This window comes from Bradyrhizobium betae (genome assembly GCF_050632175.1).
In the GTDB taxonomy this organism is placed as follows: Bacteria; Pseudomonadota; Alphaproteobacteria; order Rhizobiales; family Xanthobacteraceae; genus Bradyrhizobium; species Bradyrhizobium betae_B.
Genome location: NZ_CP192576.1, coordinates 5,302,068 through 5,316,147, shown reverse-complemented (window position 1 = coordinate 5,316,147; position 14,080 = coordinate 5,302,068). Strand labels below are relative to the sequence as shown.

General features: G+C 62.9%; 13 protein-coding genes and 1 pseudogene. 5 read left to right on the top strand and 9 right to left on the bottom strand.

Annotated elements, in window-relative coordinates:
• Positions 1–21: 21 nt before the first annotated feature.
• Both ACQ86E_RS25475 and ACQ86E_RS25470 read right to left on the bottom strand, forming a co-directional pair.
• A pseudogene (locus ACQ86E_RS25475) lies at positions 22–1,763 on the bottom strand (fumarate reductase/succinate dehydrogenase flavoprotein subunit).
• A gap of 103 nt (positions 1,764–1,866) precedes the next feature.
• Positions 1,867–2,640 (bottom strand): ferredoxin--NADP reductase, encoded by a 774-nt coding sequence (locus ACQ86E_RS25470; RefSeq protein ID WP_431202328.1) that lies wholly within the window; start codon positions 2,638–2,640, stop codon positions 1,867–1,869.
• 201 nt (positions 2,641–2,841) lie between these two features.
• Between ACQ86E_RS25470 and ACQ86E_RS25465 the strand changes: the two genes are divergently transcribed.
• The 5 genes from ACQ86E_RS25465 to ACQ86E_RS25445 all read left to right on the top strand — a co-directional run bounded on the left by ACQ86E_RS25465 (position 2,842) and on the right by ACQ86E_RS25445 (position 7,523).
• Positions 2,842–3,138: a gamma-butyrobetaine hydroxylase-like domain-containing protein gene (locus tag ACQ86E_RS25465; protein WP_431206559.1), complete on the top strand. Its 297-nt coding sequence runs from the start codon at positions 2,842–2,844 to the stop codon at positions 3,136–3,138.
• A gap of 247 nt (positions 3,139–3,385) precedes the next feature.
• Positions 3,386–4,162, top strand: a complete 777-nt coding sequence (locus tag ACQ86E_RS25460; RefSeq protein WP_431202327.1) for a Crp/Fnr family transcriptional regulator — start codon at positions 3,386–3,388, stop codon at positions 4,160–4,162.
• A gap of 165 nt (positions 4,163–4,327) precedes the next feature.
• On the top strand, positions 4,328–5,749 hold the full coding sequence (locus ACQ86E_RS25455) for an ABC transporter substrate-binding protein (RefSeq protein WP_431202326.1): 1,422 nt from the start codon (positions 4,328–4,330) through the stop codon (positions 5,747–5,749).
• Positions 5,750–5,784: 35 nt separating this feature from the next.
• Entirely contained in the window at positions 5,785–6,654 is an 870-nt protein-coding gene (locus ACQ86E_RS25450) for an ABC transporter permease (RefSeq protein ID WP_431202325.1), read from the top strand.
• Entirely contained in the window at positions 6,651–7,523 is an 873-nt protein-coding gene (locus ACQ86E_RS25445; protein WP_375309936.1) for an ABC transporter ATP-binding protein, read from the top strand. Before ACQ86E_RS25450 ends, ACQ86E_RS25445 begins: the two co-directional genes overlap by 4 nt.
• A gap of 131 nt (positions 7,524–7,654) precedes the next feature.
• Here the strand turns inward: ACQ86E_RS25445 and ACQ86E_RS25440 are convergent, their stop codons facing one another.
• From ACQ86E_RS25440 to ACQ86E_RS25410, 7 genes are all read right to left on the bottom strand, one after another.
• Complete coding sequence (locus ACQ86E_RS25440) at positions 7,655–8,713, bottom strand: YeiH family protein (RefSeq protein ID WP_431202324.1); 1,059 nt, start codon at positions 8,711–8,713, stop codon at positions 7,655–7,657.
• Positions 8,714–8,825: 112 nt separating this feature from the next.
• Complete coding sequence (locus ACQ86E_RS25435) at positions 8,826–9,044, bottom strand: hypothetical protein (protein WP_431202323.1); 219 nt, start codon at positions 9,042–9,044, stop codon at positions 8,826–8,828.
• Between the two features lie 163 nt (positions 9,045–9,207).
• Positions 9,208–9,921, bottom strand: a complete 714-nt coding sequence (locus ACQ86E_RS25430) for an ABC transporter ATP-binding protein (RefSeq protein ID WP_431202322.1) — start codon at positions 9,919–9,921, stop codon at positions 9,208–9,210.
• Positions 9,918–10,673: an ABC transporter ATP-binding protein gene (locus tag ACQ86E_RS25425; protein ID WP_431202321.1), complete on the bottom strand. Its 756-nt coding sequence runs from the start codon at positions 10,671–10,673 to the stop codon at positions 9,918–9,920. Before ACQ86E_RS25425 ends, ACQ86E_RS25430 begins: the two co-directional genes overlap by 4 nt.
• 2 nt (positions 10,674–10,675) lie before the next feature.
• Positions 10,676–11,695 (bottom strand): branched-chain amino acid ABC transporter permease, encoded by a 1,020-nt coding sequence (locus ACQ86E_RS25420; protein WP_431202320.1) that lies wholly within the window; start codon positions 11,693–11,695, stop codon positions 10,676–10,678.
• On the bottom strand, positions 11,692–12,594 hold the full coding sequence (locus ACQ86E_RS25415) for a branched-chain amino acid ABC transporter permease (RefSeq protein WP_431202319.1): 903 nt from the start codon (positions 12,592–12,594) through the stop codon (positions 11,692–11,694). The genes ACQ86E_RS25420 and ACQ86E_RS25415 overlap by 4 nt, the downstream gene beginning before the upstream one ends.
• A 91-nt stretch (positions 12,595–12,685) precedes the next feature.
• On the bottom strand, positions 12,686–13,945 hold the full coding sequence (locus ACQ86E_RS25410) for an ABC transporter substrate-binding protein (RefSeq protein ID WP_431202318.1): 1,260 nt from the start codon (positions 13,943–13,945) through the stop codon (positions 12,686–12,688).
• Positions 13,946–14,080: the final 135 nt, after the last annotated feature.

Genomic DNA, 14,080 nt, shown 5'->3' with positions numbered 1-14,080 from the left:
CTGTTGCTATGTTGCGGCGGGTCAGGCGGAGGCGCGGATGCGCTGCTTGTCGTAGAGGTCCTTCTCGTCGTCGGCGATCGGGACGACGTACGGCTCCACCGCACGCTTCTCGCTGGTCATCTTGCCATCCTGCTTGGAGAGCAGCGTGTGGCAGAACCAGTTTTCGTTGTCCTTCTCCGGGAAATCCGTGCGCCAGTGATAGAGTCCCCAGCGGCTCTCCTCGCGGTAAAGCGAGGCATGCACCGCCATGTCGGCGCAGTCCATGATCGACTGCACTTCGAGCGCGCGGAGCAGCTCGTGCGCGTTGCGCGCGATCATATGCTCCTGCATGTCCTGCCGCGTCTCGGCGAGACGGCGCATTCCGAGTTCGTATTTTCGCGTGACCTTCGGCGGCTGAAGATAGTCGTTGACGAGACGCCGGGTCTTGTACTCGACCTGGTTCGGCGGAATGCCGTCCTCGCGCTTGGTCGGTGCCAGCACGCGGTCGCGCTCCTTGGCGACATCGGCCGCGTCGAACTCGGCAAAATCGTGGTTCTCGGCGAACTCCATCGCATCGACGCCGGCAACCGCGCCATTGGTAAAGGCGCCGAGCATGTAGTTATGCGGCACGCTCGCCATGTCGCCGGCAGCATAGAGGCCGGGCACGGTCGTGCGGGCGTTGTCGTCGACGAAAACGCCGGACGCGCTGTGGCCGGAGCAGAAGCCGATCTCGGAAATGTGCATCTCGATCGAGTCGTTGCGGTAGTCGACCCCCGCCCCTGCTGGAACAGGCCGCGCGTCGGCCGTTCCACCTTGTGCAGCGTGGATTCGATCTCCGAGATCGTATCGGGGTGCAAATGCTTGAGCTGGAGGAACACCGGGCCCTTGCCGGACAGGAGCTCGTTGTAAAACTCCAGCATCATCTGGCCGGACCAGTAGTCGCATTCGATGAAGCGCGAGCCCTCGTTGTTAGCGGTAAAGGCGCCGAAGGGGCCGGCGACGTAGGCGCAGGCTGGGCCGTTATAGTCCTTGATCAGTGGGTTGATCTGGTAGCATTCGAGGTTCGCGAGCGCGGCGCCGGCATGATAGGCCATGGAATAGCCGTCACCGGAATTGGCGGCGTTCTCATAGGTCCCGAACATGTAGCCGGAGGTCGGCAGGCCGAGGCGGCCGGCAGCGCCCATGCAGAGGATGACGGCCTTGGCCTTGATCACGAGGATCTCGGCGGTGCGGGTATTGACGGAGATCGCGCCGGCGATGCGGCCGTCGCTCGATTTGAGCAGACGCGTCGCCATGTAGCGGTTGGAGATCAGGATGCGGGCGCGGCGGAGCTGGCGGTACAGCGCCTTCTTTACGGTCTCGCCGTTCGGCATCGGCAACACATAAGTGCCGATGTGATGCACCTTCTTGACGGCGTAGTCGCCGTTCTCGTTCTTCAGGAAGCGGATGCCGAAGCTGTCGAGTTCCTCGATGATGCTGTAGCAGTTCTGCGCGTATTTATAGACCGCCTTCTGATCGACGATACCGTCGTTCGCGATCGTGATTTCCTTGGTGTACTGCTCCGGCGTCGCATATCCGGGGATGACGGCGTTGTTCAGCCCGTCCATGCCCATCGAGATCGCGCCGGAGCGCTTGACGTTGGCCTTTTCGAGCAGAACGACATTCGCCTTCGGGTTCTTCAGCTTCGCCTTCAGCGCGGCCATCGGCCCGGCCGTGCCGCCGCCGATCACCAGCACATCGCAGGAAACCTCCGAAAGTCCGTCGACGATCTGATCTAGTGCCATCGCTTGCTCCTGGTCCGCCGGAAGGTCCGGCGCCTTTGCATCAGATTTGTTCAGGGGCCTTCCGGCGATAGCAATTAGTTGTCGCCGAGGACCGATTTGCGCGTCAGCGCTCGACGAAAGCCTTTTCAATCACGAAATGGCCGGGCTGGCTGTGGTTCCCTTCGACGAAGCCCCGTGCTGAGAACATCGCCGGCAGTTCCTCGAGCATCGCCGGGCTGCCGCACAGCATGATGCGGTCCGTCTCGATATCGAGGCCTGATAGCCCGACGTCGTCGAACATCTGGTTGGAGGCGATCAGGTCGGTGATCCGGCCGCGATTCCTGAACGGCTCACGGGTGACGGTCGGGTAATAGACCAGCTTGTCGCGGATCAGGGGTCCGAAGAACTCGTGGTCGCGCAGGCCTTCGACGAGCTGCTCGCCATAGGCGAGCTCCGAGACCTGGCGGCAGCCATGGGCGAGCACGATGGTCTCGTAATTCTCGTAAACGTCGGGGTCCTTGATCAGACTGGCGAAGGGTGCAAGCCCGGTGCCGGTCGAGAGCAGCAGCAGGCGCTTGCCCGGAATGAGATTGCCGGTGATCAGCGTGCCCGTCGCCTTGCGGCCCACCAGGATGATGTCGCCCTCCCTGATCTTCTGGAGGCGCGAGGTCAGCGGGCCGTCCTGCACCTTGATCGAGAAGAATTCGAGCGCCTCCTCGTGATTGGCGCTTGCCATGCTGTAGGCTCGCATCAGGGGCTTGCCCTCGACCTCGAGGCCAATCATCGCGAACTGGCCGTTCTGGAAGCGGAAGCCGGGGTCACGCGTCGCGGTGAAGCTGAACAGGGAGTCGGTCCAGTGCCTGACCGACAAAACCGTTTCCTTCTGAAATGCGCTCATGGTCTCTCCTTCTCCATTACGCACAGGTTCTCGGAGAGAGCAGAGTCCGGCAATTCGGAAGTGAAATTCCTGGTCGATTAGTTTCACATTTCACGGACGTGATTGAAGAGGAGTCACGCGGCCAGATCGTCGCTGGCAATTAGTTGCTATCCCCGCGCGCCCACGCGTGCGTAGAAGAATGCCGGAGGTTTCGTCATGACCATGACCCTGGTGGCACTGACCGTGGCCGACTATGAGACCAGCGCCGATCTCGCGACGCTCCTCGTGCGCACCACCGACGGCGATGCAATCAGTGTGCCCGCGGAGAAACTCCGCCTCTCCTGCAAATGCGCCCACTGCACCCGCGCCCGCATCGACGGCCGCTTCCCGGAAGCGTTTCCCGGTATCGCGATAACCGAGATCGGCGATCTCGGTTATGGGCTCAACATCTCGTTTTCGGATGGGCATAACAGGGGGATTTACCCGAAGCCGTATTTGTTGAGTTTGGCGGGGCAATAGGGATTACGGATCGTCCCCTTGATCACCCCCTTGCTCCGCTGTCATTCCCCGCGAAAGCGGGGAATCCAGTACGCCGCAGCCTCTCCGTAAGCCGCTGCTTTCTCTGGAATACTGGGTCGCCCGGTCAAGCCGTGCGATGACGGCAGAGTGAGCGGCACCGGTCTCTCGCAAACGCGTGGCCCCCACAGCCCCCCATCTGGCACGGACATTGCTCCTCTTTAGAACGATTTCAACGTTCCGGAGGCGGATGATGTTGCAGGCGGCCAATGTGGTTCGCGGGGCTGGTCCCCCGACAGTTCGGCCCGCGGGTGGTTCCTCGCTGCTGCTCACCGAGAATCAGCAATGGATCGGCGGGCCGCCGCCGCTGATGGACAAGCTGACGCCGCGCGAGCGGGAGCTGGTGTTGAAGCAGGGCCGCCGAAAGGTGCTCAACCGCGGCCAGACGCTGTTCAGCCAGGGCGGCAGGCACGACGGCATCTGGCTGATCGAGAGCGGCCGCGTCCGCGTGTTCTACACTTCGCCGCTCGGGCGCGAGATCACGCTGGCGTATTGGCATGTCGGCAATTTCGTCGGCGGGCCCGAAGTGTTCGAAGGCACCGTGCATCAATGGTCCGGCGTCGCATCCAGCAATTGCAGCGTCGTGCACCTGCCCGGCAAGGAGCTGCGGTCGCTCGCAGTCGAGATCCCGAATCTCGCCATCGGCCTGATCGAAGGCCTCACCTTCAAGGGCAAATGCTATTCGGCGCTGGCGCAGATGCTTGGAACGCGCTCGATCACACAGCGCCTTGCACACCTGCTGCTGCATCTCGTCGATCTCTACGGCGTCGAGGACGCCGACGGTCGGGTGATCGCGGCCGCCTTCACCCATGCCGACATCGCCCACATGGTCGGCGCCACCCGGCAATGGGTGACGATCAGCCTGAAGCGGATGCAGGAGAAGGGAATCGTCGTGACCAAGCGCTCGCAGATCGTGGTGTGCCGGACCGACGTGCTGGAGGAGATGCGTGGTCAGGGAGCCGACTAGGCGCGGTGCACAGGCAAGCGGCTTTATAGTGCAAGACTGCCCAAGGAGTATGCAATCAGCTTTTCCCGGCAACTAATCGACTGCGGCGACCATTCCGGATTTGCCCTGTCCGTGCCCTCACCCAATCATGGCACCCACAGCACATCCAACCGAATGAGGATGAGAATGGCCCGCCATCTTTCCACGCTCTCGATCGCGATGTCGGTGACGTCGCTGGCGCTCCTGCTCGCGCAGCCGGCTACGGCGGAAACCGTCACGCTCGGCATCGGAACGCAGGACACCACGACCAATACGGTGACCGCCGGCATCGTCATCCGCCAGCTTCATCTTCTCGAAAAATATCTGCCGAAGGACGGCAAATATTCCAACATCAAGTTCGAGCTGGAGTGGCAGAACTTCACGTCCGGCCCGCCCGTCACCAACGCCATGATGGCGAACAAGCTGCAGATCGGCATGATGGGCGACTATCCGCTAATCGTGAACGGCTTCACCTTCGACAGTAACCCCGAGAGCAAGAGCCGCCTGATCGGAATGGCCGCCTACAGCCTGGCCGGCTCCGGCAACGGCATAGTGGTCCACAAGGACTCGTCCTACTACGATCTCGCCGATCTCAAGGGCAAGCTCGTCAGCGTACCGTTCGGCTCCGCTGCACATGGCATGGTGCTGAAGGCGATGCAGGACCGCGGCTACCCCGCGGACTTCTTCCAGCTCGTCAGCCAGAGCCCGGAGGTCGGCTCGACCAATCTCCAGGAAAAGAAGATCGACGCGCATGCCGATTTCGTTCCCTTCGCCGAGCTCTTACCGTTCCGCGGCTTCGCGCGAAAGATCTTCGACGGCGTCGAGACCAATTTGCCGACCTTCCACGGCATCGTGGTGCGCACCGATTTCGCCGAAAAATATCCCGAGGTCGTCGTTGCCTACTTCAAGGCACTGATCGCCGCCAACCAGTGGCTGCGTGACGATCCCAAGCTGGCCGCCGAGAAGATCCAGGAATGGACGGGCATCAACAAGGAAGTCGTCTACATCTTCCTCGGCCCCAGCGGCAACATGACGACCGATCCCACCATCAAGCCAGCCCTGATCGACGCGGCTGCGACCGACATCAAGGTTCTGCAAAACCTCGGTCGCATGAAGGAATTCGACCCGAAGAAGTGGGTCGATGACAGCTATATCCGGAAGGCTTTTGCCGAGATGAAGCTCGACTACGATGCGCAGCTTGCGAGCACCAAGAATTACGAAATCAAAGGCGAAGACGCTTTCTGCAAGAAGCCCATCACCGATCCGCGCAAGGCCGGTGAGGTCTGGGTCGACGACGCCGGCATCCTGCCGTTCTCGTCGGCGAGCTGCACGTTGGGGGCCTATGCCGACTTCAAGGCCAAGGGCAAGAAGATCAACGTCGCCTACGTTTTCGACACCACCCGCGGCATCAAGCTGTTCGCCGACCAGGCCTTCTTCGCAGTCGGCAATGGCGAGGTTACGCCGTTCCTGCTCAAAAAGGACGCCGAAGCCCACGCCGCCAAGATCAGCGGCAAGGTGCTCGGCTTCGACGACGCGGTGAAGGCAGCAGTCGGCGGAGGCAAGACGTGAGCAGCTCCGCCATCCTCAGACATTCCGAGGACAGCATGCCGACAACAGCAATCGCAGAGGCGGGCCCCGTGCCCGCCGCCACACCACAAGCGACACCGCCCTCGTTCGGCACACTCGCGCTGCGCTGGTACCGGCTCAACCGGGCGGGGCTTCGCGCGACCGCAATCGGCATCATCTCGCTGCTCGCATTCCTGCTGGCCTGGCATCTGCTCACGACCTATCGTGTCGTGTTCTTCGTGCGCTTCACCAACGTGCCCTCGCCGCTGGCGGTCTATGCGAGCTTCACCAAGGCGATCCACGATCCAAAATTCCTGCTGCACATCGTCCTGAGCTGCCGGCGCATCCTCGTCGGTTTCTCGCTCGCGGCGATCGTCGGCGTGCCGCTCGGCCTGATCATGGGCCGCTTCAAGCTCGTGCATGAAATCGTCTTCCCTGTCGCGGAAGTGCTGCGGCCGATCCCCGCGATCGCCTGGGTGCCTATGGCGATCATGCTATGGCCGACCAACGAGCAGAGCATCGTCTTCATCACCTTCCTCGGCTCGTTCTTCCCGATCCTGATCAACACGCTGCACGGCATGTCGCTGGTCGACCCCGTCCTGGTGCGTGCCGCGCAATGCCTCGGCGCGCGCGAGCGATCGATCTTCCGAGACGTGTATTTTCCGGCCTCGCTGCCGCACATCTTTACCGGTCTCACCGTCGGCATGGGCGTGGCCTGGGTCTCGCTGATCGCCGCCGAGATGATCTCCGGTCAGTACGGCATCGGTTACTTCACCTGGGAGGCCTATTCGCTGGTCCAGTATGCCGACATCGCACTCGGCATGATCGCGATCGGCGTATTGGGCCTCGGATCGAGCCTGCTCATCAGGGGCGCGGGACAATTGGTGATGCCGTGGAGGTCGACATGAGCGAGATGCTTGCAAACCCGCCGAAGGGCCACATCGAGGTCAGGAATTTTTCCCTCAGCTATGACAGCATCGAGGGACCGGTCCAGGCCGTCACCGACACGCAGATCCATGTGAAGCCCGGCGAGTTCGTCTCGATCGTCGGCCCTTCCGGTTGCGGAAAGTCGACGCTGCTCAATGCGGTCGCAGGGTTCCTCAAGCCGACAACGGGGGTGGTCACCGTCGACGGCGAGCGTGTGAACGGCCCCAGTGCCGAACGGGGCATGGTGTTCCAGCAATATTCGCTGTTTCCCTGGAAGACAGTGCGGGAGAATGTCGAGTTCGGCCTGAAGATGCGCGGCATGCCGCGCTCGCAGCGCGAACGTGCTGCGCGCACGCTGCTCGGGCTTGCGGGATTGGAGGCCTTCGAGAAGCACTATCCGGAGAAACTCTCGGGCGGCATGAAGCAGCGCGTGGGCATCGTCCGCGCGCTCGCGACGGGGCCCAAAGTGCTGCTGCTGGACGAGCCTTTCGGCGCGCTCGACGCGCAGACGCGCGTCATCATGCAGCAGATCCTCACCAACATGTGGCAGCGGCTGAAGATCTCGGTGCTGTTCGTGACCCACGACATCGATGAAGCGATCTTCCTCTCCGACCGCGTCTACTGCATGACCGCCCGCCCCGGCTCGATCAAGGCAGAGATCCCGATCCCGCTGGAGCGACCGCGGCAGCAGGCGATGATGATGTCGTCGGAGTTCCTGGCACTGCGCCGCGGACTGATGTCACTGATCCGCGAGGAAAGCATCAAGGCGATGGGCGGTGAGATCACTGATCTGGGCATGCAGGGGCTGAACATCGAGCTGCAGGGGCACTCGCTGGCGGATGTGATTTAAGCGTCGCCGAGAGATACGATTTCGTAGGGTGGGCAAAGCGAAGCGTGCCCACCATCTTGGTCGCACGCTGAGATGATTGGTGGGCACGGCGCTTTCGCGCCTTTGCCCACCCTACGGCAGCTTCTCTGTATTCACTTAAACCAGTGCACCAGCGCGATGCTGATACCGAGCAGCAGCAGCAGTGACAGCGTCACGGCCGCTGTTACTCGCCCACCAACATTGGCGAGCACGCGCACATCGACGCCGAGACCAAGCGCGGCCATCGACACGACGGTGAGGAAGCCTGTAATCTTGGTAATCGGCACCACCACCGTGCTCGGAACGATCTCCAGTGACCGCAAGGTCGCAAGCACGAGAAATCCGAGAATGAACCAGGGCACGAGGCGGAAAAAGCCGACATTGGTCTTCTTGGCTCCGCTCTGCCAGCGGGACGCAATCAGCGAGAGGCCGATCACGACGGGACCGAGCATCAGCACGCGCATCAGTTTCACCAGCGTGCCGATCTGCGTCGCGATGAGGCCGGCCGGCACCGTCGCCGCCAGAACCTGAGGCACCGCATAAACGGTGAGGCCCGCCAGAATACCGTATTGCGTGGCCGACAACTGCAGAAGCGGAATCAGCAGCGGCAACCCCAGCACCATCATCACGCCGAGGATCGCAGTGAAGGAGATCGAGGACGCGATTTCGTCGCTGTTGGCACCGATGATCGGCGCGACCGCGGCGATCGCCGAATTCCCGCAGATCGAGTTGCCGCAGGCGATCAGGATCGACAGCCGCGTCGACAGGCCGAGCAGGCGGCTGATTCCGAAGGAAACCGAAAGCGCGATCACGACGATCGCCGCAATCGACAGCAGGAGCGCGATACCCGAGGCCGCGATGGCGGCAAAGCTAATGGAGGCCCCGAGCAGCATGACCGCGACTTCGAGCAGCTGTTTGGCGCTGAAGGCGATGCCGGATTGCCAGCGGGCGGCCGGCTTCCAGAAGCTGCGCAGCGCCATGCCGAGCAGGATCGCCATCACCAGCGCCTCGACATAGGGATGCTCGAAAACGCCGAGTTCCGCCCGTTCGAGCAAGGCCGAGACACCGGCGACCAGGACGCAGAGGAGGATGCCGGGAATCAACGCCGCAATGCGGCTGGCGGCGGTGGCCGGCTTGGCGTCAGCCGGGCTGGATGCTTGATTCTGCGACACAAATCTCTCCAAGAGGAGAAGGATTTATACGCAGCGCCGCTCGATAGGGGAATAAGTTTTCGGCATATCAGGGCCGATGGAAGTTCTGTGCTCGGCCCGGAATAAGTCCGGCTCAGAAGATCAGGCTTTTGGCGAGCGAGGCGACGCGGCTGAAGCCGTCATACACGCCGGGCTCGAAGAAGGCCGCACGCGCAATCACGATGCCGGCGACTAGCGACCAGAACAGGCCAGTGCCTACCCTCAGCAGGAGCTTGGACGCACGCGCTCGCCGCTGGGTGTCAGTCGCGGACACCAGCTCCTCGCCGAAGGGTTCAAATCCAGTACGTTCCATGGCCGTTAATCCACCAATTCCTGAATGGAATGTCGTCGTTTCGGCCTCAAACGGCAATGGAAGCGATTGGCGTTTTTGCCCTCCGGAAGGGAAACTCATTCCTCTGGACAGTCCCGGAGCAATTGTTTTCTTCTTTAGGCCCGTTGCCGCACCGGCGGCCCGCCTACAGGGCCAGATAACGGCGCCGGATCGCGTCGTTGGCCTTCAACTCGTCGATTCCGGCAGCATAGACGATCTGGCCCTTGTCGATGACCGTGGCGTGGCTCGCCAGCCCCAGGCAGAAATGCATGTTCTGCTCGGCGATCAGCACGGTCGATCCGAGTTGGCGAAGCTGCCGCAGCAGCTCCCCGATCCGCTGGACAATGATCGGGGCAAGCCCCTCGCTCGGCTCGTCCAGGAGCAACAGCGCGGGATTGCCCATCAGCGTGCGGGCGATCGCGAGCATCTGCTGCTCGCCGCCCGAGAGCCGCCCGGCGATGCGTTGGCGCAGCGGCTCGAGCAGCGGAAAGACCTCATAGATGCGTTTGATCGGCCACTCATCCTGGCCCTCCGGCCCCTTCTTGCGACCGATGACGAGGTTGTCCTCGACCGTATGCTCAGGAAATATCTGGCGATCCTCCGGCACGAAGCCGAGGCCGGCGCGCGCGATATGGTGCGGCCTCTGGCCGGAGATCACCGCGCCGCGAAGGCTCACTCTGCCGCGACGCGGCGGCGCCAGCCCCATGATCGCCTTCATGGTGGTGGATTTGCCGGCGCCATTGCGGCCCAGGAGCGCCATCGTCTGCCCCTGGCGGACGGAGAGACCGACGCCGAATAGGATCTGGCTGGTGCCGTAATAGACGTCGAGATCGGCCACTTCGATGATGGCTGCGCTCATGCGGCGGCTCCCGCATGCTCGGTGCCGAGATAGGCGTCGATGACAGCGCTATTATTGCGGATCTCGTCGGGCGTGCCGGTTGCCAGAATACGGCCATAGCAGAGAACGACGATCTTCGGGGCAATCTTGAACACGATGTCCATGTCGTGCTCGATGAAGACGACGGTGATCTTCTGCGTCTCCCAGAGTTCGCGCACCTTGTCGATCATGCGCCAGCGCTCTTCCGGACCCATGCCGGCCGTCGGCTCGTCCAGCAGCAGCACCTTGGGTTCGAGCACCAGCGCAAGGGCAATGTCGAGCAGCTTCTGATCGCCGTGCGACAGCGTCGCGGCCGTGCGATGGCGTTTGCTCGCGAGGCCAAGCAGCTCCATCACGTGCTCGGCGCGGTCGCGCGTCTCCGGCAGCGGGAAGCGCTTATGCAACACCGCGGACGTCCCCTGGTCGGCGCTGACGGCGGCCAGCATGGTCTCCTGCACCGTCAGCGATCTGAAGATGCTGGCGACCTGGAAGGCGCGCCCGATGCCGTGGCGCACGATCTCCGGCGGCGAGCGGCCGGCGAGATCGACGCCGTCGAGCAGCACTTGGCCGGAATCCGGCTTCAGCGCGCCGGTGATGAGATTGAAGAAGGTGCTCTTGCCCGCACCGTTGGGGCCGATCACGGCCGTGAGCGAGCCGTCGGGAAAGTCGAGCGAGACGTCGTTGGTCGCTTTCACGCCGCCGAACGATTTTGCGAGGTTGCGGATCTGAAGCATGGCTAACGCCCCTCGCCTGCGTCGCGCCGATGAGCAAACCATTCGGCGGCGAAATCGAGCAGGCCCTTGCGCAGGCCCAGCGCGAAGAACAGGATGACCACCCCGAGCACGATGCCGTGATATTCGGTGAAGCGCGTGACGGTGTCGTTGAGCAGCAGCAGCAAGACAGTTCCAACCATCGGTCCGAGGAAGGTAGAAACACCACCGAGCATGTTGATGAAGATGCCCTCGCCCGAGATCGTCCAGTAGGCGAACTCCGGATAGGCGCCGGAGACGAACAACGCCATCACCATGCCGCCCATCGACGCGAACAGCGCCGCCAGCACGAAGACGGTGAGCTTGGCGCGCCAGACGTCGATGCCGAGAAAGCTCGCGCGCGCCGCGTTGTCCCGGATCATGCGCAGGGTGTAGCCGAACGGCGATTGCGCAATCTGGCGCATCGCGAGCAGGCCGAGGATCAGCAGCGCACAGCTCGTGATATAGAGATGCACATGGTCGGCGAGATTGATGCCGAGAAATGCAGGACGCGGAATCCCGCCGCGCAGGCCCTGGTCGCCGCCGGTGAAGGAGGCCCACGACAAAATGGTCGAGTGGATCAGCATCTGGAAGGCGAGCGTGACGAAGGCGAAATAGATCTCCTTCAGTCGCACGCAGATCGCGCCGATCACGGCCGCGATCACCGCGGTGATCGCCAGCGTCGCGACGAAGGCGACGGGGATCGGCACGCCGAGCTTCTGCATGATCAGGCCAAAACTGTAGGCACCGAGGCCAAAGAACATGCCGTGGCCGAACGAGGTCAGCCCGGTATAGCCGACCAGCAGGTTGAGCGAGGTCGCGAACAGCCCGTAGGCCGAGCAGCGAATGACGAAATCGAGCAGCGCCTTGCTGCCGGTGAGCAGCGGCAGGCTCGCCAGCACAGCGAAGGCGATCAGCGCGATCAGGACGTCGCGATAGCGACGCAGTGCCGCGCCATCGCGTACCGGCCCCAGCGTCTCGGCGCGTCCGGCCTCCAGCTCGGTCATGCCGCCTCCTTGCCGAACAGGCCGGTAGGTTTGGACACCAGCACGATCACCATGAACAGATACATCAGGCCTTCCGTGAACAGGGGAAAGCCGAGCGAGCCGTAGGACCTGATGAGGCCGAGCAGCAACGCGCCGATCAGCGCGCCCAGGATCGAGCCCATGCCGCCGATCACGGTGACGATGAAGGATTCGATCAACACAGAGAATCCCATGCCGGGGGTCAGAGAACGCACGGGCGCCGCAAGCGCGCCAGCAAGGCCCGCCAACATGCCGCCGAGCGCGAACACGCCCCCATAGATCAGGCCGGTGTTGATGCCTAGCGCCGACACCATGCCAGGATTGTGCGCAGCCGCGCGGATCACCTTGCCGATCCGGCTGCGCGACAATCCGATGCCGAGCACGATGGCCGCGATGAGCGCAACGCCGATCAGCAGCAGATAATAAGGCGGCACCACGCCGCCGGCGATGAACAGCGGCATCACCTGGAACGCCGCCGGCATGCCCATCGACCTGAATTCCGGCCCCCAGATCAGGCGCACGACATCGTCGAAGATCAACACGAACGCGTAGCAGACAAGCAGCTGCATCAAGACGTCGGCGCCATAGACGCGGCTCATAAAGACGCGCTCGAAGATCAGGCCAAGGATTGCTGTGCCCGCTGCGCCCGCCAGCATCGCCAGCGCAAAGCTCCCGGTGAAATGATAGGCCGTCATCGCGAAATAGGCGCCGAACATATAGAAGGCGCCGTGGCTGAAATTGACGACCTTGAGCACGCCGAAGATCAGCGTCAGCCCGACCGCGACCAGGAACAGCAGCATGCCGATGATGAGGCCGCTGGTGGTTTGGGTCACCAGGCAGGCGGAACTGGAGAGGCAGCCGGCAAGCGCGTCGAGATCCACGGGACCACTTTCATTGCAGCGCGCCAGATCCGGCGCGGAGAGCCAAAACGACGACGGCGGAGACGGTCACCCGTCTCCGCCGCGCACAGGATCAGGTGTAGCCCTTGCTCTTCTTCCACTCGGCTTCGAGTTCGAAGATGGTCTTCCAGTCGCCGGCCTTGACCTCGGGCACGTACGGCTCCTGCGGGATCGTGGTGCCCCAGCCGATGGCGTAGCCGACCAGCGTGTGGTCGTCGCCGCGCATCGTCACGGTACCGTCGGCGCCGAACGGGCACTTGATGGTGAGGCCCTTCAATGTCTCCGCAATCTTCTTGCCGTCGGTGGAGTTCGCCTTCTTGGCGGCCTCGGCCAGGAACATCACGGCCGTCGCGTTCTGCCATGACCAGTTCGTCGGGTACTCGTTGTACTTGGCCTTGTAGGCATCGCCCCAGGCCGCATTCTCCGGCGTGGTCGGAAAGGTCTTGATGTAGCGGTTGCCGGAGTGGATGCCCTTCGGCAGGTTCTTCACGACGGTGAGCGCGGTGTAGTCCGCCATGTTGACCGCGAACACCTCCATCTGGCCGAACATCGCGTAGATGTTGGCCTGGTCGATGTAGGAGGTGAGATCGCCACCCCACAGGCAGGAGTACAGCGCCTGCGGTTTGGCCTGCAGAATCTTGGTGACCACCTCGGTGTAGTCGGGCTGGAACAGCTTCGGCCAGGACTCGCTGATGATCTCGACATCGGGCGCAAAGCGCTTCAGATACAGCGTGAACTCGCCGGTGGTATCGCGGCCATAAGCATAGTCCGGCGAACAGGTCGCCCATTTCTTCAGGCCCTTGGCCTTGGAGATCGCGGCGGCGTAGCTGCCGCCGACGATGGAATCGTGAATGCCCTGGCGCACGCAGCGGAACGCGTTCGGGATGTGCTGCTTCGGATCGGCGGTGAGCGAGGACGCTTCCGAGCAGGTGTGAACGCAGAGCACGCCGAGATCGCGCGCCACTTCATGTACCGCGAACGATCCGGACGAGGCTTCGCCGTCGATCAGCCACTCGCAGCCGTCGGTGTTGACGAGTTCGCGCGCGACGCGGGCGGCTTCCTGCGGCTGGCCCTTGGAGTCGCGGATCACCATCTCGATCTGCCGTCCGGCGAGGCCGCCGGCCGCGTTGACCTTCTCGACCTCGAGCATCACCGCATTTCGCGACGACGTGCCGAGCTGCGCGACGCGGCCCGACAGAATTGTCGGCATGCCGATCTTGATGGTCTTGGCTTGGGCCCGCGCCACCCACGGCGCGGCAACACTCATCGCACCGGCGCCCATCAGCGCCAGCGTTGAACGGCGGCTGATGCCCGGCGTGCGGGTTCTCGTCATTTTCCCCTCCCTCTGTCGGGTCGGCGTTTCCTGATCCCTGCCGGAGATCGTCTCGTCTCCGTGTGCTCAAGGATTTCAGAGGTAGGGGGTGACGTCAAGCCAAAGATGAATTACGAGTCAGAATTCATCGATGGA

What these genes read in the sequence shown, in the direction of transcription:
- ACQ86E_RS25435 (WP_431202323.1), bottom strand. Translation starts at nt 9,044, where the DNA reads ATGGAACGTACTGGATTTGAACCCTTCGGCGAGGAGCTGGTGTCCGCG.
- ACQ86E_RS25430 (WP_431202322.1), bottom strand. Translation starts at nt 9,921, where the DNA reads ATGAGCGCAGCCATCATCGAAGTGGCCGATCTCGACGTCTATTACGGC.
- ACQ86E_RS25455 (WP_431202326.1), top strand. Translation starts at nt 4,328, where the DNA reads ATGGCCCGCCATCTTTCCACGCTCTCGATCGCGATGTCGGTGACGTCG.
- ACQ86E_RS25465 (WP_431206559.1), top strand. Translation starts at nt 2,842, where the DNA reads ATGACCCTGGTGGCACTGACCGTGGCCGACTATGAGACCAGCGCCGAT.
- ACQ86E_RS25445 (WP_375309936.1), top strand. Translation starts at nt 6,651, where the DNA reads ATGAGCGAGATGCTTGCAAACCCGCCGAAGGGCCACATCGAGGTCAGG.
- ACQ86E_RS25420 (WP_431202320.1), bottom strand. Translation starts at nt 11,695, where the DNA reads ATGACCGAGCTGGAGGCCGGACGCGCCGAGACGCTGGGGCCGGTACGC.
- ACQ86E_RS25460 (WP_431202327.1), top strand. Translation starts at nt 3,386, where the DNA reads ATGATGTTGCAGGCGGCCAATGTGGTTCGCGGGGCTGGTCCCCCGACA.
- ACQ86E_RS25470 (WP_431202328.1), bottom strand. Translation starts at nt 2,640, where the DNA reads ATGAGCGCATTTCAGAAGGAAACGGTTTTGTCGGTCAGGCACTGGACC.
- ACQ86E_RS25410 (WP_431202318.1), bottom strand. Translation starts at nt 13,945, where the DNA reads ATGACGAGAACCCGCACGCCGGGCATCAGCCGCCGTTCAACGCTGGCG.
- ACQ86E_RS25425 (WP_431202321.1), bottom strand. Translation starts at nt 10,673, where the DNA reads ATGCTTCAGATCCGCAACCTCGCAAAATCGTTCGGCGGCGTGAAAGCG.
- ACQ86E_RS25450 (WP_431202325.1), top strand. Translation starts at nt 5,785, where the DNA reads ATGCCGACAACAGCAATCGCAGAGGCGGGCCCCGTGCCCGCCGCCACA.